Consider the following 17,863-nt stretch of genomic DNA (forward strand, 5'->3'; position numbering starts at 1 on the left):
TCCCGCGCCTGGTGAAGGCCACCGGGACCGCCACCGGCACCCCGGACTTCGGCACCGGCACCGTCCTCGTGACCGGTGCCTCCGGGGCGCTGGGCACACTCGTCGCACGGCACCTGGTGTCCGAGCACAAGGTGCGCCGGCTCCTGCTGGCGAGCCGCAGGGGCGCGGACGCACCTGGTGCGGTCGAGCTGGAGGCCGAACTCACCGCATGGGGTGCCGAGGTCACCTGGGCCGCCTGCGACGTCGCGGACAGGGAGGCCGTCGCCGGAATGCTGGACGGGCTCGGCGAGCATGCGCTGTCGGCCGTCGTACACACCGCGGGTGTTCTCGACGACGGGGTGATCGCCTCGGTCACACCGGAGAAAATGAGGGAGGTCTTCCGCCCCAAGGTGGACGCCGTGCTGAACCTGCACGAGTGCACCCGGGACATGGGCCTGGCCGCCTTCGTGGTGTTCTCGTCCGTCGCCGGCATCGTCGGCAGCGCCGGTCAGGCGAGCTACGCGGCGGCGAATTCCTTCCTCGACGCCTTCTCGGCGCACCGGCGCCGTGCGGGACTGCCCGCCACATCGCTGGCATGGGGTGTGTGGGAGCAGCCCGGTGCGATGACGGACGGCCTCGCCGAGGCCGACCGGGCGCGGATGGCGCGCAGCGGAGTGCTGCCGCTGCCCCCGGAGGAGGGGCTGCGGCTGTTCGACGCGGCACTGGCTGCGGACGAGGCGGTACTCGCCCCGGTGCGCATCGACACCGGCGCGCTGCGCGCCGGTGACGTACCGCCGGTGCTGCGCGCCCTCGTGCCGGCCACGGCCGCCCGCAGGACCGCGCAGGCCGCCGCCGCTCCCTCCGCGTCCTCGCTGGCCGAGCGCCTGGAGGGGCTGCCGGAGTCCGAGCGCGAGAAGACCGTACTGGACCTGGTCCGGGCCGAGGTGGCCGCGGTCCTGGGGTACGCGTCGGACCGTGCGGTCCGGCCGGAACAGGCCTTCGGGGACCTGGGCTTCGACTCCCTCACGGCCGTCGAACTGCGCAACGGCCTGAACAGGGCCACCGGTCTGCGGCTCCCCGCGACGCTGGTCTTCGACCACCCGACACCCGCTCTCCTGGCCCGTCATGTGCTCACGGAGACGGTGGGAGCGGGTGAACCGGCCCTAGTGGATTCCCTACTTGCCGATCTGGACAGGGTCGAACAAGAATTGGTCACGAAGTTGTCAGAGAGTGAAGCTCGCGACCGGATCCTGTCAAAGCTCCAGGCCGTATTGGCGATTGCCGGTGAATCCGGCAAGGCCCCGGCGTCGGAAAGCCGTGGAATGGGCGGCAGTGATCTGGAATCGGCCACGGACGACGAAGTATTCGATCTGCTCGGCAAGGAATTCGGGATTTCCTGACGCTCCGGCGCGTCCCGGTGAGCCCTTGCCGAAATCCGGTAAGTCATCGCAGGGGTGAGGGACGATTTCGGTGGCGAACGAGGACAAGCTCCGCTATTTCCTGAAGCGCGTCACCGCAGATCTCCAGGAGACCCGGCGGCGCCTTCGTGACTACGAGGACGCCGCCGGGGAACCGGTGGCCATCATCGGGATGAGCTGCCGCTACCCGGGAGGGGTCGACTCCCCCGAGGATCTGTGGGAGTTGGTCACAGACGGCCGCGACGCCGTATCGGAGTTCCCCGCCGACCGCGGCTGGGACCTGGACGCGCTCTACGACCCGGACCCGGAGTCCCGGGGGACCAGCTACGCCCGCGAAGGCGCGTTCCTGCGCGACCTGGCGCGGTTCGACGCCGGCCTCTTCGGTATCTCGCCCCGCGAGGCCCTCGCCATGGACCCCCAGCAGCGGCTGCTGCTGGAGACGTCGTGGGAGCTCTTCGAGCGGGCCGGCATCGATGCCGCCTCGCTGGCGGGCAGCAGGACCGGCGTGTTCACCGGCGTGATGAACCACGAGTTCCTCGCCACCCTCCAGAACTCCCCCCAGGACCTGGAGGGTTACCTCGGAACGGGTACCTCGGGCAGTGTCGCCTCCGGCCGGGTGGCCTACACCTTCGGCCTCGAAGGCCCGGCCGTCACGGTCGACACGGCCTGCTCGTCGTCCCTGGTGGCCCTGCACCTGGCCGTCCAGTCGCTGCGCAACGGCGAGTGCTCGCTGGCCGTGGCGGGCGGTGTCACCGCGATGGTCGGCCCCGCCACCTTCGTCGGCTTCAGCCGCCAGCGCGGGCTGGCGCCCGACGGCCGCTGCAAGGCGTTCGCGGCCGGCGCCGACGGCACCGGCTGGGGCGAGGGCGCCGGCCTGCTGCTGGTGGAACGCCTCTCGGACGCCCGCCGCAACGGACACGAGGTCCTCGCGGTCGTCCGGGGCTCCGCCGTCAACCAGGACGGCGCGTCCAACGGCCTGACCGCCCCCAACGGCCCCTCCCAGCAGCGGGTGATCCGCCAGGCCCTGGCCGCGGCCCAGCTCACCACCGCGCAGGTCGACGCGGTGGAGGCGCACGGCACGGGCACCCGGCTCGGCGACCCGATCGAGGCGCAGGCGCTCCTCGCGACGTACGGGCAGGGCCGTACCGACGACAAACCGCTGTGGCTGGGCTCGATCAAGTCCAACATCGGCCACACCCAGGCCGCGGCCGGTGTGGCGGGCATCATCAAGATGGTCATGGCCCTGCGCCACGGCGAACTGCCGCGCACGCTGCACGTCGACGCGCCGTCCCCGCACGTCGACTGGTCGGCGGGCGCCGTACGGCTGCTCACCGAGCGCACGCCCTGGCCGGCGTCGGACCAGCCGCGCCGGGCCGGCATCTCCTCCTTCGGGATCAGCGGCACCAACGCGCACACCATCATCGAGGAAGCCCCGTCGGCCGAAGCGTTCACACGGGACACCGAGGCCCCGGAGGCGCCGGAGGAAGGCGCGGAGCGCACCGAGGCCGTCGCCCCGCGGGTCGCGCGCCCGGCCGAGGGCGGACCGGTGCCGTGGGTGATCTCCGGCAAGACCCAGGAGGCCCTGCGCGCACAGGCCGAACGCCTGCTGCCCCTCGCGGACGCCGAAGTCCCCCCGCTCGACGTGGCGTTCTCGCTCGCCACGACCCGCACGGCCCTGGACCACCGCGCGGTGGTCCAGGGCGAGACGCCGGCGGAACTCGCCGAGGGGCTGCGGGCCGTGGCCTCCGGCTCCCCGGCCCCGGGCGTCGCGCGCGGCCTCTCGGGCACCGGCGGGCGCGTCGGGTTCCTCTTCTCCGGCCAGGGATCGCAACGCCTGGGCATGGGACGCGAGTTGTACGCGTGCTACCCGGCGTTCGCCGCCGCATACGACGAGGTCCGCGCGTACCTCGACGCCGCGGTCGACGTCGACTCGGAAGAACCGCACCGCACGGGCGCCGCCCAGCCCGCCCTCTTCGCGGTCGAGGTGGCGCTGTTCCGGCTCCTGGAAACGTGGGGGATCCGCCCGGACTACGTGGCCGGTCACTCGGTGGGTGAGATCGCTGCCGCGCATGTGGCGGGTGTGTTGTCGCTGGAGGATGCGGCGAAGCTGGTGTCCGCGCGTGCCGCGCTGATGCAGGCCCTGCCTGCGGGCGGGGCGATGGTGGCGGTCCAGGCGAGCGAGGACGAGGTGCTGGCGCATCTCACCGAGGGCGTCGGTATCGCGGCGGTCAACGGGCCCCGGTCCGTCGTGGTCTCCGGAGCCGAGGACGCGGTCGTCGCCATCGGCGAGGCCTTCCGGGAGCAGGGGCGTAAGACGTCCCGTCTGAAGGTCAGTCACGCGTTCCACTCGCCGCTGATGGACCCCATGCTGGAGGAGTTCGCGCAGGTCGTCAGCGGGCTGGCCTTCGAGAAGCCGCACATTCCAGTCGTCTCCAACCTCACCGGCCGCCCGGCCGAGCCCTACACCCCCGAGTACTGGGTCCGGCACGTCCGCGAAGCGGTCCGCTTCGCCGACGGCATCCGGACTCTCCACGACCTCGGCGTGACCACGTTCGTCGAGATCGGCCCGGGCGGCGTACTGAGCGCCCTCGCCCAGGGCTGCTTCGACGACGCCACGGACATCGTCACCGTGCCCGCCCTGCGCGCCGACCGCCCCGAGCGGGCCGCACTCGTCGCCGCCGTCTCCGAACTGCACGCACACGGCGTCTCCCCGGACTGGCACGCCTTCTTCCCCGGCGCCCGCCGCGTCGAGCTGCCCACTTACGCCTTCCAGTACGAGCGCTACTGGCTCGACGCCTCACCGGCCGCTCCCGGTGACGTCCGCGCCGCCGGCCTGGGCTCGGCCGACCACCCGCTGCTGGGCGCCGCCGTCTCCCTGGCCGGTGGCGACGAGCGGCTGCTGACCGGCCGGTTGTCCCTGCGCACGCACCCGTGGCTGAGCGACCACGCCGTGCTCGGAACCGTGCTGCTGCCGGGCACCGCGTTCGTCGAACTGGCCGTGCGGGCCGCCGACGAAGCCGGCTGCGCACTGCTGGAGGACCTCACCCTCGAAGCGCCCCTGGTGGTGCCCGAGCGGGGCGGCGTCGCGGTCCAGGTGTGGGTCGGCGCGGCCGACGGCACGGGCCGCAGGCCGCTGACCGTGCACTCACGCCCCGAGGACGACGCCGACCTGCCCTGGGTCCGCCACGCCACCGGCTTCGTCACCGAAGGGACCGAAGAGACGGGCGCCGCAGCCGCCGGCCGGGCACTCACGGCGTGGCCGCCGGCGGGCTCCGAGCCGGTCGACCTCGACGGCCTCTACGACCGGCTGGCCGCCCTCGGCCTGGCCTACGGACCGGCGTTCCGCGGACTGCGCAACGCCTGGCGCGCGGGCCGGGAAGTCTTCGCGGAGGTCGCACTCCCCGACGGCACGGACACCGGTTCCTTCCTCCTGCACCCGGCGCTGCTGGACGCGGCGCTGCACGCGATCGGTGCGGGCAGTGCGGACGGCTCCCTCGTGGCCGAGGCGGACGGGCCGCTCCTGCCGTTCGCCTGGTCCGGGGTGTCCGTACGCGCCACGGGCGCGTCCACCGTACGGGTCGCGCTGGCGCCGGCCGGTACCGACGCGGTGTCCCTGCTGGTCGCCGACGGCGCCGGCGAGCCGGTGGCGTCCGTCGAGTTGCTGACACTGCGCCCGATGTCGGCCGAGCAGCTCCGCGGGCGCTCCGGTGACGCGATGTTCACTGTCGAGCGGGCGCCGCTGACCCTTCCCTCCGACGACCTGCTCTCCGACGACGCGGACGGGACGGCGGTCGCGTACGTCCCGGACATCGCCACACTGGCTGAGCCCGACGGGTCGCCGCAGCCGGACGTGGTCGTGGTCCCGTGCCCCGACGGCCCCGAAGGGGCCACCCAGGCCGAGCGGGTCCGTGCGGTCACCACCGAGGTGCTGCGGCTGGTGCAGCGCTGGTTCGCCGAGGACCGGACGTCGCGCCTCGTGCTGGTGGCGCGCTGCGACGACCTCGCGCACGCCGCGGCGGGCGGACTGGTGCGCTCGGCCCAGGCGGAGAACCCCGGCCGGATCGTGCTGCTCGAAACCGACCGCCCGGACGAGACGGCCGCGCTGGTGCCCGGCGTCGTGCTGTCCGGCGAGCCCCACGTCGTCGTCCGCGCAGGGGAGATCACCACACCGCGCCTGACCCGCGCCACCTCCCCGGCAACGCAGGACGCGGCCACCGATCCCGCGGACGCTGCGGCCACGGCCGTCGCCGGGGGCGCTGCCTCTGGTCTTGCCGAGGGCGCGGCTCCCGATCCTGCGGACGCGGCGGCCACCGTCCTCACCGAAGCGACCGCTTCTGCTCTCCCCGAAGCGACCGCTTCCGCCCTCACCGAGGGCACCGCTTCCGCCCCCGCCGACGGCGCTGCCTCCCGCCTCGGGACCGTGCTGCTCACCGGCGCCTCCGGCGCGCTGGGCGGAACCCTTGCCCGTCACCTGGTGACCGGACACGGAGTGCGCCGGCTGCTGCTCGTCAGCCGCCGTGGCGCGGACGCCCCCGGCGCCGCGGAGCTGAAAGCCGAACTCACGGCGCTCGGCGCCGAAGCGACGTGGGCCGCCTGCGACCTCGCCGACCGTGACGCCCTCGCCCGGCTGCTGGCCGCCACCCCGGTCGACTCCGTCGTGCACACCGCCGGCCTGCTCGACGACGGCGTGATCGCCGCGCTGACCCCGGAGCGCGTGGGCGCCGTCCTCGCGCCCAAGGCCGACGCCGTACTCAATCTCGACGAACTCACCGGCCAGGGCACGACGTTCGTGCTGTTCTCCTCCGCCGCGGGCGTCTTCGGCAACCCCGGCCAGGGCAACTACGCCGCGGCCAACGCCTTCCTCGACGCCTTCGCCCGGAACCGCCGCGCCCAGGGCCGGCCCACCGTCTCGCTGGCATGGGGCCTGTGGGAGCAGGAGGGCGCCATGGCCGACGCCCTGGACGAGACCGGCAGGTCGCGGATGGCGCGCTCCGGTGTCCTGCCGCTGTCCACCGAGGACGGCCTGCGGCTGTTCGACGCGGCGCTCACCTCGGACGAGCCCGTGCTCGTACCGGTCCGCCTGGACACCGCGGCCCTGCGCAACCGGCCGGCAGGAACCGTACCGGCCCTGCTGCGCGGACTCGTCCGCGTCCCCCGCCGTGGCACCGCCCAGCGCGCCACCACCGGATCCCTGGCCGAACGTCTCGCCGGGCTGGCCGGTGACGAGCGCGACGACGCCCTCCTGGAACTGGTCCGGGCCGAGGTCGCCGCCGTACTCGGGCACTCCTCGCCCCGGGCCGTCGAGCCCGCGCACGCCTTCCAGGACCTCGGCTTCGACTCGCTGACGGCCGTGGAGCTGCGCAACCGGCTGTCCACCGCCACCGGCCTGCGCCTGCCCGCCACCCTGGTCTTCGACCACCCCACCCCTGCCGCCCTCGCCCGGCACATCGGCGCCGAACTCCTCGGCGAGGCCCCGGCCGCCACGGCCAGGGGGGCGGCGCGGCAGACCGCTGCCGCCGCCGACGAGCCGATCGCCATCGTCGGCATGAGCTGCCGCCTCCCGGGCGGGGTGCGCTCGCCGGAGGACCTGTGGCGGCTGGTGGCCTCCGGCCGGGACGGCATCTCCCGGTTCCCGGACGACCGCGGCTGGGACGTCGACGGGCTCTACGACCCCGACCCCGAGCGCCTCGGCAAGACCTACGCGCGCGACGGCGGCTTCCTGCACGAGGCGGCCGAGTTCGACGCCGGCTTCTTCGGCATCAGCCCCCGTGAGGCCCTGGCGATGGACCCGCAGCAGCGGCTGCTGCTGGAGGCGTCCTGGGAGGCGTTCGAACGCGCCGGGATCGACCCGGCGACAGTCCGGGGCAGCCGTACCGGCGTCTTCACCGGCCTGATGTACCACGACTACGGCCAGGGCCCGCGCGAACTGCCCGAGGGCGTCGAGGGCCTGCTCACCACCGGAGGCTCCGGCAGCGTCGCCTCCGGGCGCGTGTCCTACGCCTTCGGCCTGGAGGGCCCCGCGGTCACGGTCGACACGGCCTGCTCCTCGTCGCTCGTCGCCCTGCACCTGGCCCTGCAGTCGCTGCGCAACGGCGAGTGCACGATGGCGCTGGCCGGCGGTGTCACGGTCATGGCCAGCCCGACGGTCTTCGTCGAGTTCAGCCGGCAGCGCGGCCTGTCGCCCGACGGCCGGTGCAAGGCGTTCGCGGCCGGTGCCGACGGCACGGGCTGGGGCGAAGGCGTCGGCATGCTCCTGGTGGAGCGGCTCAGCGACGCCGAGCGCAACGGCCACCGCGTGCTGGCCGTGGTGCGGGGGAGCGCGGTGAACCAGGACGGCGCCTCCAACGGTCTGACCGCGCCCAACGGCCCCTCGCAGCAGCGGGTGATCCGGCAGGCGCTGGCGTCCGCCGGGCTCGCACCGGCCGACGTGGACGCCGTCGAGGCCCACGGCACGGGCACCCGGCTCGGAGACCCGATCGAGGCGCAGGCCCTCCTCGCCACGTACGGCCGGGAGCGGCCCGAAGGACGGCCGCTGTGGCTGGGCTCGCTGAAGTCCAACATCGGCCACACCCAGGCCGCCGCGGGCGTCGCCGGGGTGATCAAAATGGTCATGGCCATGCGCCATGGCGTCCTTCCGCAGACCCTGCACGTCGACGCACCCACACCGCACGTGGACTGGTCGGCCGGAGACGTCCGGCTGCTGACCGAGGCCGTCGACTGGCCCGAGTCGGACCGCCCCCGCCGCGCCGCCGTGTCGTCCTTCGGCGTCAGCGGCACCAACGCCCACACCATCATCGAACAGGCCCCCGCGACCGAGGAACCGCCTCCGGCGTCCGCCTCCGGCGCTGCCGTGCCGTGGGTGCTCTCCGGCAGGACCGAAGCAGCGCTGCGGGCCCAGGCCGCCCGCCTCGCGTCCTCCCTGGACGACATCGACAACGGCAGCGACAGGGACGACCACGGCGAGGCGGCCCTGGTGGCCGACGTGGCGTACTCGCTCGCCACGACCAGGGCGGCGTTCGAACACCGTGCCGTGGTGGTCGGGCAGACCCTCGAGGAGTTCCGGCGGGAACTGGCCGGTGTCGCCGGCGGCGCCACGCCGCCCGGCGTGGTCACCGGCACCGCACGCACCGGCGGCAAGACCGTCTTCGTCTTCCCCGGACAGGGGTCGCAGTGGGTCGGCATGGCCGCCGAACTCCTGGAGACCTCCCCGGTCTTCCGCGACCGGATCGACGCCTGCGAGCGCGCCCTCGCGCCGCACGTGGACTGGTCGCTGACCGCGGTATTGCGCGGCACGTCCGATGTCGAGCAGGACCGGGTCGACGTGCTGCAGCCCGTGCTGTGGGCGATGACGGTCGCCCTCGCCGGGGTGTGGCGCTCCTTCGGTGTGACCCCCGACGCGGTCGTCGGGCACTCCCAGGGCGAGGTCGCCGCGGCGGTGATCGCCCAAGCGGTCCGTCTGGAGGACGGGGCGCGCATCGTGGCGCAGCGCAGCCTCGCGGTGCGCGAACTCCAGGGCCGCGGCGGTATGGCCTCGGTGACGCTCCCGGACGAGGAGGCACAGGAACTGATCGGCCGGTGGGCCGGCCGCCTCGGTATCGGTGCCGTGAACGGACCCTCCACCGTCGTGGTCTCCGGGGACACCGACGCCCTGGACGAACTCCTCGCGCACTGCAAACGGGAGGGCGTCCAGGCCCGCAGGGTCGCCGTCGACTACGCCGCGCACTCGCCGCAGATCCAACGCGTCGAAGCGCAGGCGAGTGAGGGGTTCGCCGGCATCCGCCCGCTCCCCGGCTCCGTGCCCTTCTACTCCACGGTGACGGGCGGGAAGCTGGACGCGGACGAGCTCGGCTCCGGCTACTGGTACCGCAACATGCGGCAGACGGTGCGGTTCCACGACGCGATCCGGGCCGCTCTGGCCGACGGGCACGACGTGTTCGTCGAAGTCAGCCCGCACCCGGTCCAGTTGGCGGGCATCCAGGACGCCATCGAGGCCGCCGAGGCGGAGGCCGCGGTCGTACCGACGCTGCGCCGCCGTGACGGCGGACGCCAACGGCTGATGCTGTCGCTGGCCCAGGTCCACGCGCACGGCGTCGGCATCGACTGGGACGCCGTCCTGCCCGGCGCGCGCCGCGTCGACCTCCCGACCTACGCGTTCCAGCACGAGCGGTACTGGCTTCAGGCGAGTGCTCCGGCCGGTGACGTCCGGGCGGCCGGACTGGACGCCGCCGACCACCCGTTCCTGGGCGCGGCGGTGGAACTGCCGGACGCCGGTGGCCACCTGCTGACCGGACTGCTGTCCCTGCAGGCCCAGCCGTGGCTGGCCGACCACGCGGTGCTGGGTACGGTGCTGCTGCCGGGCACGGCCTTCGTGGAACTGGCCGCCCACGCCGCGGCCGAGACCGGCTGTGACCTGGTCGAGGAGCTGACCCTGCAGGCACCGCTGGTGCTGCCCGAGCACGGCGGCGTCGCGCTCCAGGTCCTCGTGGGCGGCGAGGACGACTCCGGCCGCCGCCCGCTGAGCGTGCACTCGCGAGCCGGGGAGGGCCCCTGGATCCGCAACGCCACCGGCGCCCTCGCCACCGGCGCAGCCCCCTTGGGCACCGACCTGAGCAGCTGGCCCCCGGCCGACGCCCAGCCGGTGGACCTGGACGGCTTCTACGACCGCCTGACGGACCTCGGCCTGAGCTACGGCCCCCTCTTCCAGGGCCTGCGTGCCGCCTGGCGCGGCCACGACGCGGTCTACGCCGAACTCGCCGTCCCCGACGAGACGCAGGCGGACGCGGACGCGTTCGGCGTGCACCCGGCCCTGCTCGACTCCGCGCTGCACGCGCTGGGCGCGGGCGGCCTCGTACCGGCCACCGACGGGCCCCTGCTGCCCTTCGCGTGGTCCCGCGTCACGCTGCACGGAACCGGAGCGGCCGGCCTGCGGGTACGGCTCTCCCAGGCCGGCGGGGACACCGTACGGCTGGAGGCCGCCGACGGCACGGGCCGTCCCGTCGTGTCGGTGGAGTCCCTGACGCTGCGCCCGGTGTCGGCCGAGCAACTGCGCACGAGCTCCCGGGACTCCCTGTTCACCGTGGACTGGGCACCGCTCACCGCCCCGGCCGACGCGAACGCCCCGGTCGTACGGGCCTACGACGACATCGCCGCCCTCTTCGCGGCCCCCGCGGCGGACACCGGGGCGCAGGCGGACGCGGACGCCGTCGTCGTTCCCTGCCCGGCCGGATCGGGCGCCGACGCCGCACGGGTCCGGGACGTCCTCGCCGACGTGCTCCGGCTGGTGCAGTGGTGGCTGGCCGAGGACCGGGCCGCCCGCCTGGTGCTGGTGACCCGGGAAGCGGTCGCCGGCGGGGACGACCCGGCAGCGGGCGACCCGGTGCACGCGGCCGTGTGGGGCCTGGTCCGGTCGGCTCAGTCGGAGAACCCGGACCGCATCGTCCTCCTCGACACCGACGCGAACGCCGACGCGGAGCGGGTCGCGACCGCGGCCGTCCCCCGCCTCGTCGCCTCCGGGGAACCGCAGGCGGCGCTGCGCGGCGACGCGCTCCTGCTGCCCCGGCTCGCCAGGGCCGCCGCCGACGCCCCGCGGGCCACCCCGGACTTCGGGACCGGCACGGTGCTCGTGACCGGCGCGTCCGGCGCCCTGGGCGGGCTCGTCGCCCGGCACCTGGTCGCCGAGCACGGCGTGCGCAGCCTGCTGCTGATGAGCCGGCGCGGCGCGGACGCCGAGGGCGCCGCGGAACTCCGGGCGGAACTGACCGCCGCGGGAGCCGACGTGCTCTGGGCCGCCTGCGACGTGGCCGACCGGGACGCCCTCGCCGAGGTGCTGTCCGGCACACCGGTGACGGCCGTGGTGCACACGGCCGGCGTCCTCGACGACGGCGTGATCGCCTCACTCACGCCGGAGCGGCTGGAGACGGTGCTGCGACCCAAGGCCGACGCGGTGCTGCACCTGCACGAGCTTGCGGGCGACGTGTCGGCGTTCGTGGTCTTCTCCTCGCTCGCGGGTACGCTCGGCACCCCCGGCCAGGCCAACTACGCCGCGGCCAACGCCTTCCTGGACGCCTTCGCCGCGTTCCGCCGGGCCCAGGGGCTGCCCGCGGTGTCGCTGCCGTGGGGCCTGTGGCAGCGCACCGGCACCATGACCGAGGACCTCGGCGGCGCCGACCGGACCCGGCTCGCCCGCGGCGGCGTGCTGCCGCTGTCCGACGACGACGGCCTGGAACTCCTCGATGCCGCACTCGCGCTGCAGGAGCCCCTCGTGGTGGCGGCACGGCTGGACCTCGCCGCCCTGCGGAACGCGACCGCCCCGGTGCCACCGCTGCTCAGGGCGCTCGTCGGCGGCCGGCCGCGGCGTACCGACCGGGCCGCTTCCGTGCCGCTGGCACAGCGGATCGCGGGCCTGCCCGAGAGCGAGCGGGAAGAGGCCGTGCTCGACCTCGTCCGGTCCGAGGTCGCCGCCGTCCTCGGACACGGCTCGGCCAAGGCCGTCCAGCCCGACCAGGCCTTCGGAGACCTGGGCTTCGACTCGCTGACAGCGGTGGAGCTCCGCAACCGGATGAACAGGGCCACCGGCCTGCGGCTGCCCGCGACGCTGGTCTTCGACCACCCGACGCCCGCGGCGCTCGCGCAGCGGGTGCTGAAGGACCTCCCCGGCGGCACAGGCGCTACGGCGCCGGTCTACGACGAACTCGACCGCCTCGCCGCCGCCCTCGACGGCGCCGGAGCGAACGGAGTCGACAACGTCACCCGAACCAGGATCAACATGCGTCTCCAGGCGCTGCTCGCCCGCTGGAACGGGAACGAGCCGGCCGATCCGGGAGGCGCCGGCGGAGCCGAGGACGAAGACGACCTCAGCTCGGCGAGCGACGAGGAGCTGTACGACCTCCTCGACGACGAACTCGGCATCTCCTGAACTGCGCAGGCCACAAAGGGGCGGGCAACACCGATGATGAACGAAGACAAGCTCCGCGACTACCTCAAGCGGGCCACCACCGACCTGCGCCAGGCCCGGCGGCGCGTGCGCGAACTGGAGGCCCGCGACCAGGAGCCGATCGCCATCGTGAGCATGAGCTGCCGGTTCCCCGGCGGCGTCGGCTCCCCCGAGGAGCTGTGGCGGCTGCTGGCCGAGGGCACGGACGCCATCTCGCGGTTCCCCGAGGACCGCGGCTGGGACGTCGACGCGCTCTACGACCCCGACCCCGACCAGCCCGGCAAGGTCTACACCCGGCAGGGTGGCTTCCTCCGCGACGCGGCGGACTTCGACGCGGACTTCTTCGGGATCTCCCCGCGTGAGGCGCTGGCCATGGACCCGCAGCAGCGGCTGCTGCTGGAGGCCGCCTGGGAGGCCTTCGAGCACGCGGGCATCGACCCCGCCGGCCTCAAGGGCAGCCGCACCGGCGTCTTCGCCGGCCTGATGTACCACGACTACGGCTTCACGCCCGGCGTCCTCCCCGATGGGGTCGAGGGGCTGATGAGCACCGGCAACTCCGGCAGCGTCGCCTCCGGGCGCATCGCCTACACCTTCGGCTTCGAGGGCCCCGCCGTCACCGTCGACACCGCCTGTTCGTCCTCGCTCGTCGCCCTCCACCTCGCCGTGCAGGCGCTGCGGAGCGGCGAGTGCTCCATGGCGCTCGCCGGCGGCGTCACGGTCATGGCGGGCCCGAGCGCCTTCGTCGAGTTCAGCCGCCAGCGCGGACTCGCCCCCGACGGCCGCTGCAAGTCCTTCGCCGCGGCGGCCGACGGAGCGTCCTGGTCCGAAGGCGCCGGCCTGCTGCTCGTGGAGCGGCTGCGGGACGCCCGCCGGCTCGGCCACACGGTGCTCGCGGTCATCCGGAGCAGCGCCGTCAACCAGGACGGCGCCTCCAACGGCCTGACCGCGCCCAACGGCCCCTCGCAGCAGCGCGTGATCCTCGAAGCGCTCGCCGGCGCCCGGCTGTCCGCCGAGGAGATCGACGCCGTCGAAGCACACGGCACGGGCACCAGCCTCGGCGACCCGATCGAGGCGCAGGCGCTGCTGGCGACCTACGGACAGAAACGCGAACGGCCGCTCCTGCTCGGCTCGCTGAAGTCCAACATCGGCCACACGCAGGCCGCGGCGGGCGTGGCCGGCGTGATGAAGATGGTGCTGGCGATGCGGCACGGCGTGCTGCCGAAGACGCTCCACGTGGACCGGCCGACCCCGCAGGTCGACTGGTCCGCCGGCTCGGTCGAGCTGCTGACCGAGGCGATGGCGTGGCCGGAGACGGACCACCCTCGCCGGGCCGGGATCTCGTCGTTCGGGATCAGTGGCACCAATGCGCACATCATCCTCGAGCAGGCACCGGAACCGGAGGCGGCGGACCCGACCGCGGAACTGACGCCGGCCCGGACCACGGTGGTGCCGTGGGTGCTCTCCGCGAAGACCGGGGAGGCGCTGCGGGAGCAGGCGCAACGGCTGCTGTCGTCCGCCGACCTCGCCGCCGCGTCACCGGCCGACGTGGGGTTCTCGCTGGCGGCCACCCGCTCGGCGCTGGAACACCGGGCGGCGGTCGTCGGCGCCGACAAGGAGGAGCTGCGCGCGGGCCTGACCGCCCTCGCGGCGGGCGAGCCCGCGGCACAGGTGGTGACAGGGCGCGCCGGAGCGGACCGGGGCAAGGCCGGGTTCCTGTTCTCGGGTCAGGGGTCGCAGCGCCTGGGGATGGGGCGTGAGTTGTACGAGGCGTTCCCGGTCTTCGCGGATGCGTACGACGAGGTGTGTGCGCGTCTGGACGTGCCGGTCGACGTCGATGCGGAAGCGCTTCACCAGACGGGTTCGGCGCAGCCTGCGTTGTTCGCGGTCGAGGTGGCGTTGTTCCGGTTGCTGGAGTCGTGGGGTGTGCGGCCGGATTACGTGGCCGGTCATTCGGTGGGTGAGATCGCTGCCGCGCATGTGGCGGGTGTGTTGTCGCTGGGGGATGCGGCGAAGCTGGTGTCGGCGCGTGCCGCGCTGATGCAGGCCCTGCCCGCGGGTGGGGCGATGGTCGCGGTGCAGGCCGCCGAAGAGGAAGTCCTGCCGTACCTGACCGACGGGGTCGGTATCGCTGCGGTCAACGGGCCTCAGTCGGTTGTGGTCTCCGGGGTCGAGGACGCGGTCCTGGAGATCGCCGAGGTCTTCGCCCAACGGGGCCGTAAGACTTCCCGGTTGAAGGTCAGCCATGCGTTCCACTCGCCGCTGATGGACCCCATGCTGGAGGAGTTCGCGCAGGTCGTCAGCGGGCTGGCCTTCGAGGAGCCGCGGATCCCGGTGGTCTCGAACCTCACCGGCGGGCTGGCCGAGCCGTACACCCCCGAGTACTGGGTGCGGCACGTCCGTGAGGCGGTCCGGTTCGCCGACGGTGTGCGGACCCTGCACGAGCTGGGTGTGACCACGTTCGTGGAGATCGGCCCCGGCGGTGTGCTGAGCGCCCTCGCCCAGGGCTGCCTCGATGACGACGTGGACCTCGTCACCGTTCCCGCTCTGCGTACCGACCGCCCCGAACCCCAGGCGCTCACCCTCGCCCTGGGGCAATTGCACACGCACGGTGTCTCCCCGGACTGGCAGGCGCTGTTCCCCGGCGCCCAGCGTGTCGACCTGCCCACGTACGCCTTCCAGCGCGAGCGCTACTGGCTCGAAGGCACGACCGCCCTCGACGTCTCCTCGGCGGGCCTGGACTCCTTCGGCCACGCCCTGCTCGGTGCGGTCGTGGAAACCGCAGGGGCGCGGGAGGTGCTGTTCACCGGCCGGCTGTCCCCGGCCGAGCTGCCCTGGACCGTGGAACACACGGTCGGCGGCGTGCCGGTGCTCCCGGCCGCCGCGTTCGTGGAACTCGCCCTGTCCGCGGGACGGCGGGCCGGGTTCCCGCACCTGGAACAACTGGACGTGGACGCACCGCTGGTTCTGGCCGAACAGGGCGCCGTCCGCATCCAGGTGCAGGTCGGTGCGGGCGACGACCCCGACCGGCGCTCGGTGCGCGTCTTCAGCCGGCCCGCTGCGGGCGGCACCGACCAGCCATGGGTCTGCCACGCCGGCGGAGAGCTCACCCGGAACGCTCCGGCGCCGGAGTTCGACCTGATGAGCTGGCCGCCGACAGGTGCCGAACCCGTGGACGTGGCGCACCGTCCCGGCCTGCGTGCCGCCTGGCGCGCCGGAGACGAGCTGTACGGCGAGGCCGTACTGCCGGTCACGGAGCGGAACCGGGCGGACCGCTACGGCCTCCACCCCGTCCTGCTGAACGCTGCCCTCGGCATGTCGGCATCCGACCGTGCCGGCGATCCCGGCGAGGTGCTCATGCCCTGCGCCTGGAGCGGCATGTCCGTGCACACTCCGGGCTCCGGGGCCGTACGCATCCGCATCCGGCCCACAGGCGACGACGCAGTGACGATCGAACTGTCCGACACGGACGGCTCTCCCGTCGCCTCGGTCGCGTCCGTCCGGACGCGGACGATGTCCGCGCAGCAGGTGCTGGCCTCCCGCGTGGCGCACCAGGACTGGATGTTCGAGGTCGACTGGGTCGAGTACACCACGGCTTCCGCTCCCGCCCCTGCTTCCGGAGCCGAGTGGGCGGTCCTCGGCAACGAGGGGTCGTATACCGACATCGACGCGCTCCGCGAGGCGGTCGACGGCGGTGCGGCCACGCCTGCCCACGTCCTCCTGCCCTGCGCCCCGAGCGAGGGCGATGCCGCCGCGGCGACGCGCGGAATGCTGGCCGGTGTGCTGCGGGCCGTCCAGGAGTGGGTCGCCGACGAGCGGTTCTCCGACGCACGGCTCGTGGTGATGACGCGCGGAGCCGTCGAGCTGCACGGCACAGCCCCGGACCTCGCGCACGCAGCGGTCTCCGGCCTGGTGAAGTCGGCCCAGACCGAGCACCCGGACCGGCTCCTGCTCGTCGACGCGGACGACTCGGTCACGTACGGCGGCGTCGGTACGTACGGCGGCATCGACCCGGCGCTGGCCGCGGCGCTCGCCTCTCTGGACGAGCCGCAGGCCGCGGTGCGCGACGGAAAGCTGTACGTGCCCCGCCTCGCCCGGATCACCCCGCCGGAGGAACCCACCGATCACGCGTGGGACCCCGAGGGGACCGTGCTGCTCACCGGCGCGACCGGTGGCCTCGGACTGTCGCTCGCACGGCACCTCGTCGCCGAACGCGGCGTACGCAGGCTGCTGCTGGCCAGTCGACGCGGCCCCGCGGCCGAAGGCGTCGGCGAACTCGTCACCGCCCTCTCCGAGCTGGGCGCGCACGTCGACGTGGCCGCCTGTGACATCGCCGACCGGGACGCCCTCGCCCAGCTGCTGGCCTCCATCCCGGCCGAGCACCCGCTCGTGGCCGTGGTCCACGCGGCGGCGGCCCTGGACGACGGCGTGGTCACCGCCCTCACGCCGGAGCGCCTGGACACGGTGCTGCGGCCGAAGGCCGACGGGGCGCTGCACCTGCACGAGCTGACCCGGGACCTGGACCTCTCCGCGTTCGTGCTCTTCTCCTCCCTGGCCGGAGTCCTGGGCAGCGCCGGCGCGGCCGGCTACGCCGCCGCGAACGCCTTCCTGGACGGACTGGCGCGGCAGCGGAGGGCCGCGGGCCTGCCCGGCACCTCGCTGGCGTGGGGCCTGTGGACGGACAACGGCGGCATGGGCGACCGGATCACCGACGCCGACCGCAACCGGATGGGGCGGGCCGGAGTCGTGCCGTTCACCCCGGCGGAGGGGCTGGCCCTGTTCGACGCCGCCCTCACCGTGGACCGGCCGGTGATCGTGCCGGTACGGCTGGACGTTCCGGGACTGCGCGCCATGGCCCGCGCCGGCATGCTGCCCGCCGTCCTCCGCGGCCTCGTGGGCGACACCGGCGCCGCGGCCGGCGGGACCGCGGCAGCAGGGGCCCCCACCCTGGCCCGCCGCCTCGCCGGTATGCCGGAGGCCGACCAGGAGAAGGCCCTGCTGGATCTGGTGCGCAACCAGGCGGCAGCAGCCCTCGGCCACTCCACCGCCGCCCGCATCGAGCCCACCACGGCCTTCCGGGACATCGGCTTCGACTCCCTGACCGCCGTGGAGCTCCGCAACCGGCTCAAGGCCGCGACCGGGCTCCGGCTCAAGCCCACCCTGGTCTTCGACCACCCCAACCCCGTCGCGATCGCCCGGCTCCTGCACAAGGACCTGGTCCTCTCCCTCACCGCCGAGACCCCGCCCGTGCTCGGCGAACTGGACCGGCTGGAGGCGCGCCTGACCGCGCTGTCCCCGCAGGACGCCGTACGCGACAAGGTCACCGCCCGGCTCAAGGCGCTGCTGTGGAAGTGGACCGACACCCGTCAGGACGCCGCGGCGAACGCCACCGACGCCGGCCCCGGCACCGGCCGCGACTTCGAACTCGACCTCGACCGGATCGACGCCGCCACCGACGACGAGATGTTCGACCTCATCGACCAAGAGCTCGGGTCTCTCTAACTCTTCTCACGCACTGCTACCGAGGACGTAAAAC

The 17,863-nt window shown here is 74.1% G+C and carries 3 protein-coding genes; all 3 read left to right on the top strand.

Annotation, left to right across the window (positions count from 1 at the left end; genetic code table 11):
- Positions 1–1,379: SDR family NAD(P)-dependent oxidoreductase (locus tag ACWC94_RS33120; protein WP_450801000.1), on the top strand; the 1,379-nt coding region annotated here is incomplete at its 5' end.
- 70 nt (positions 1,380–1,449) lie between these two features.
- A complete protein-coding gene (locus tag ACWC94_RS33125) occupies positions 1,450–12,312 on the top strand; it encodes an SDR family NAD(P)-dependent oxidoreductase (RefSeq protein WP_450801001.1) in 10,863 nt (3,620 codons plus the stop codon).
- A 33-nt stretch (positions 12,313–12,345) separates the two neighbouring features.
- Positions 12,346–17,829 (top strand): SDR family NAD(P)-dependent oxidoreductase, encoded by a 5,484-nt coding sequence (locus ACWC94_RS33130; RefSeq protein WP_450801002.1) that lies wholly within the window; start codon positions 12,346–12,348, stop codon positions 17,827–17,829.
- Positions 17,830–17,863 lie beyond the last annotated feature (34 nt).

The sequence above is a fragment of the Streptomyces sp. NPDC001135 genome (genome assembly GCF_053598395.1).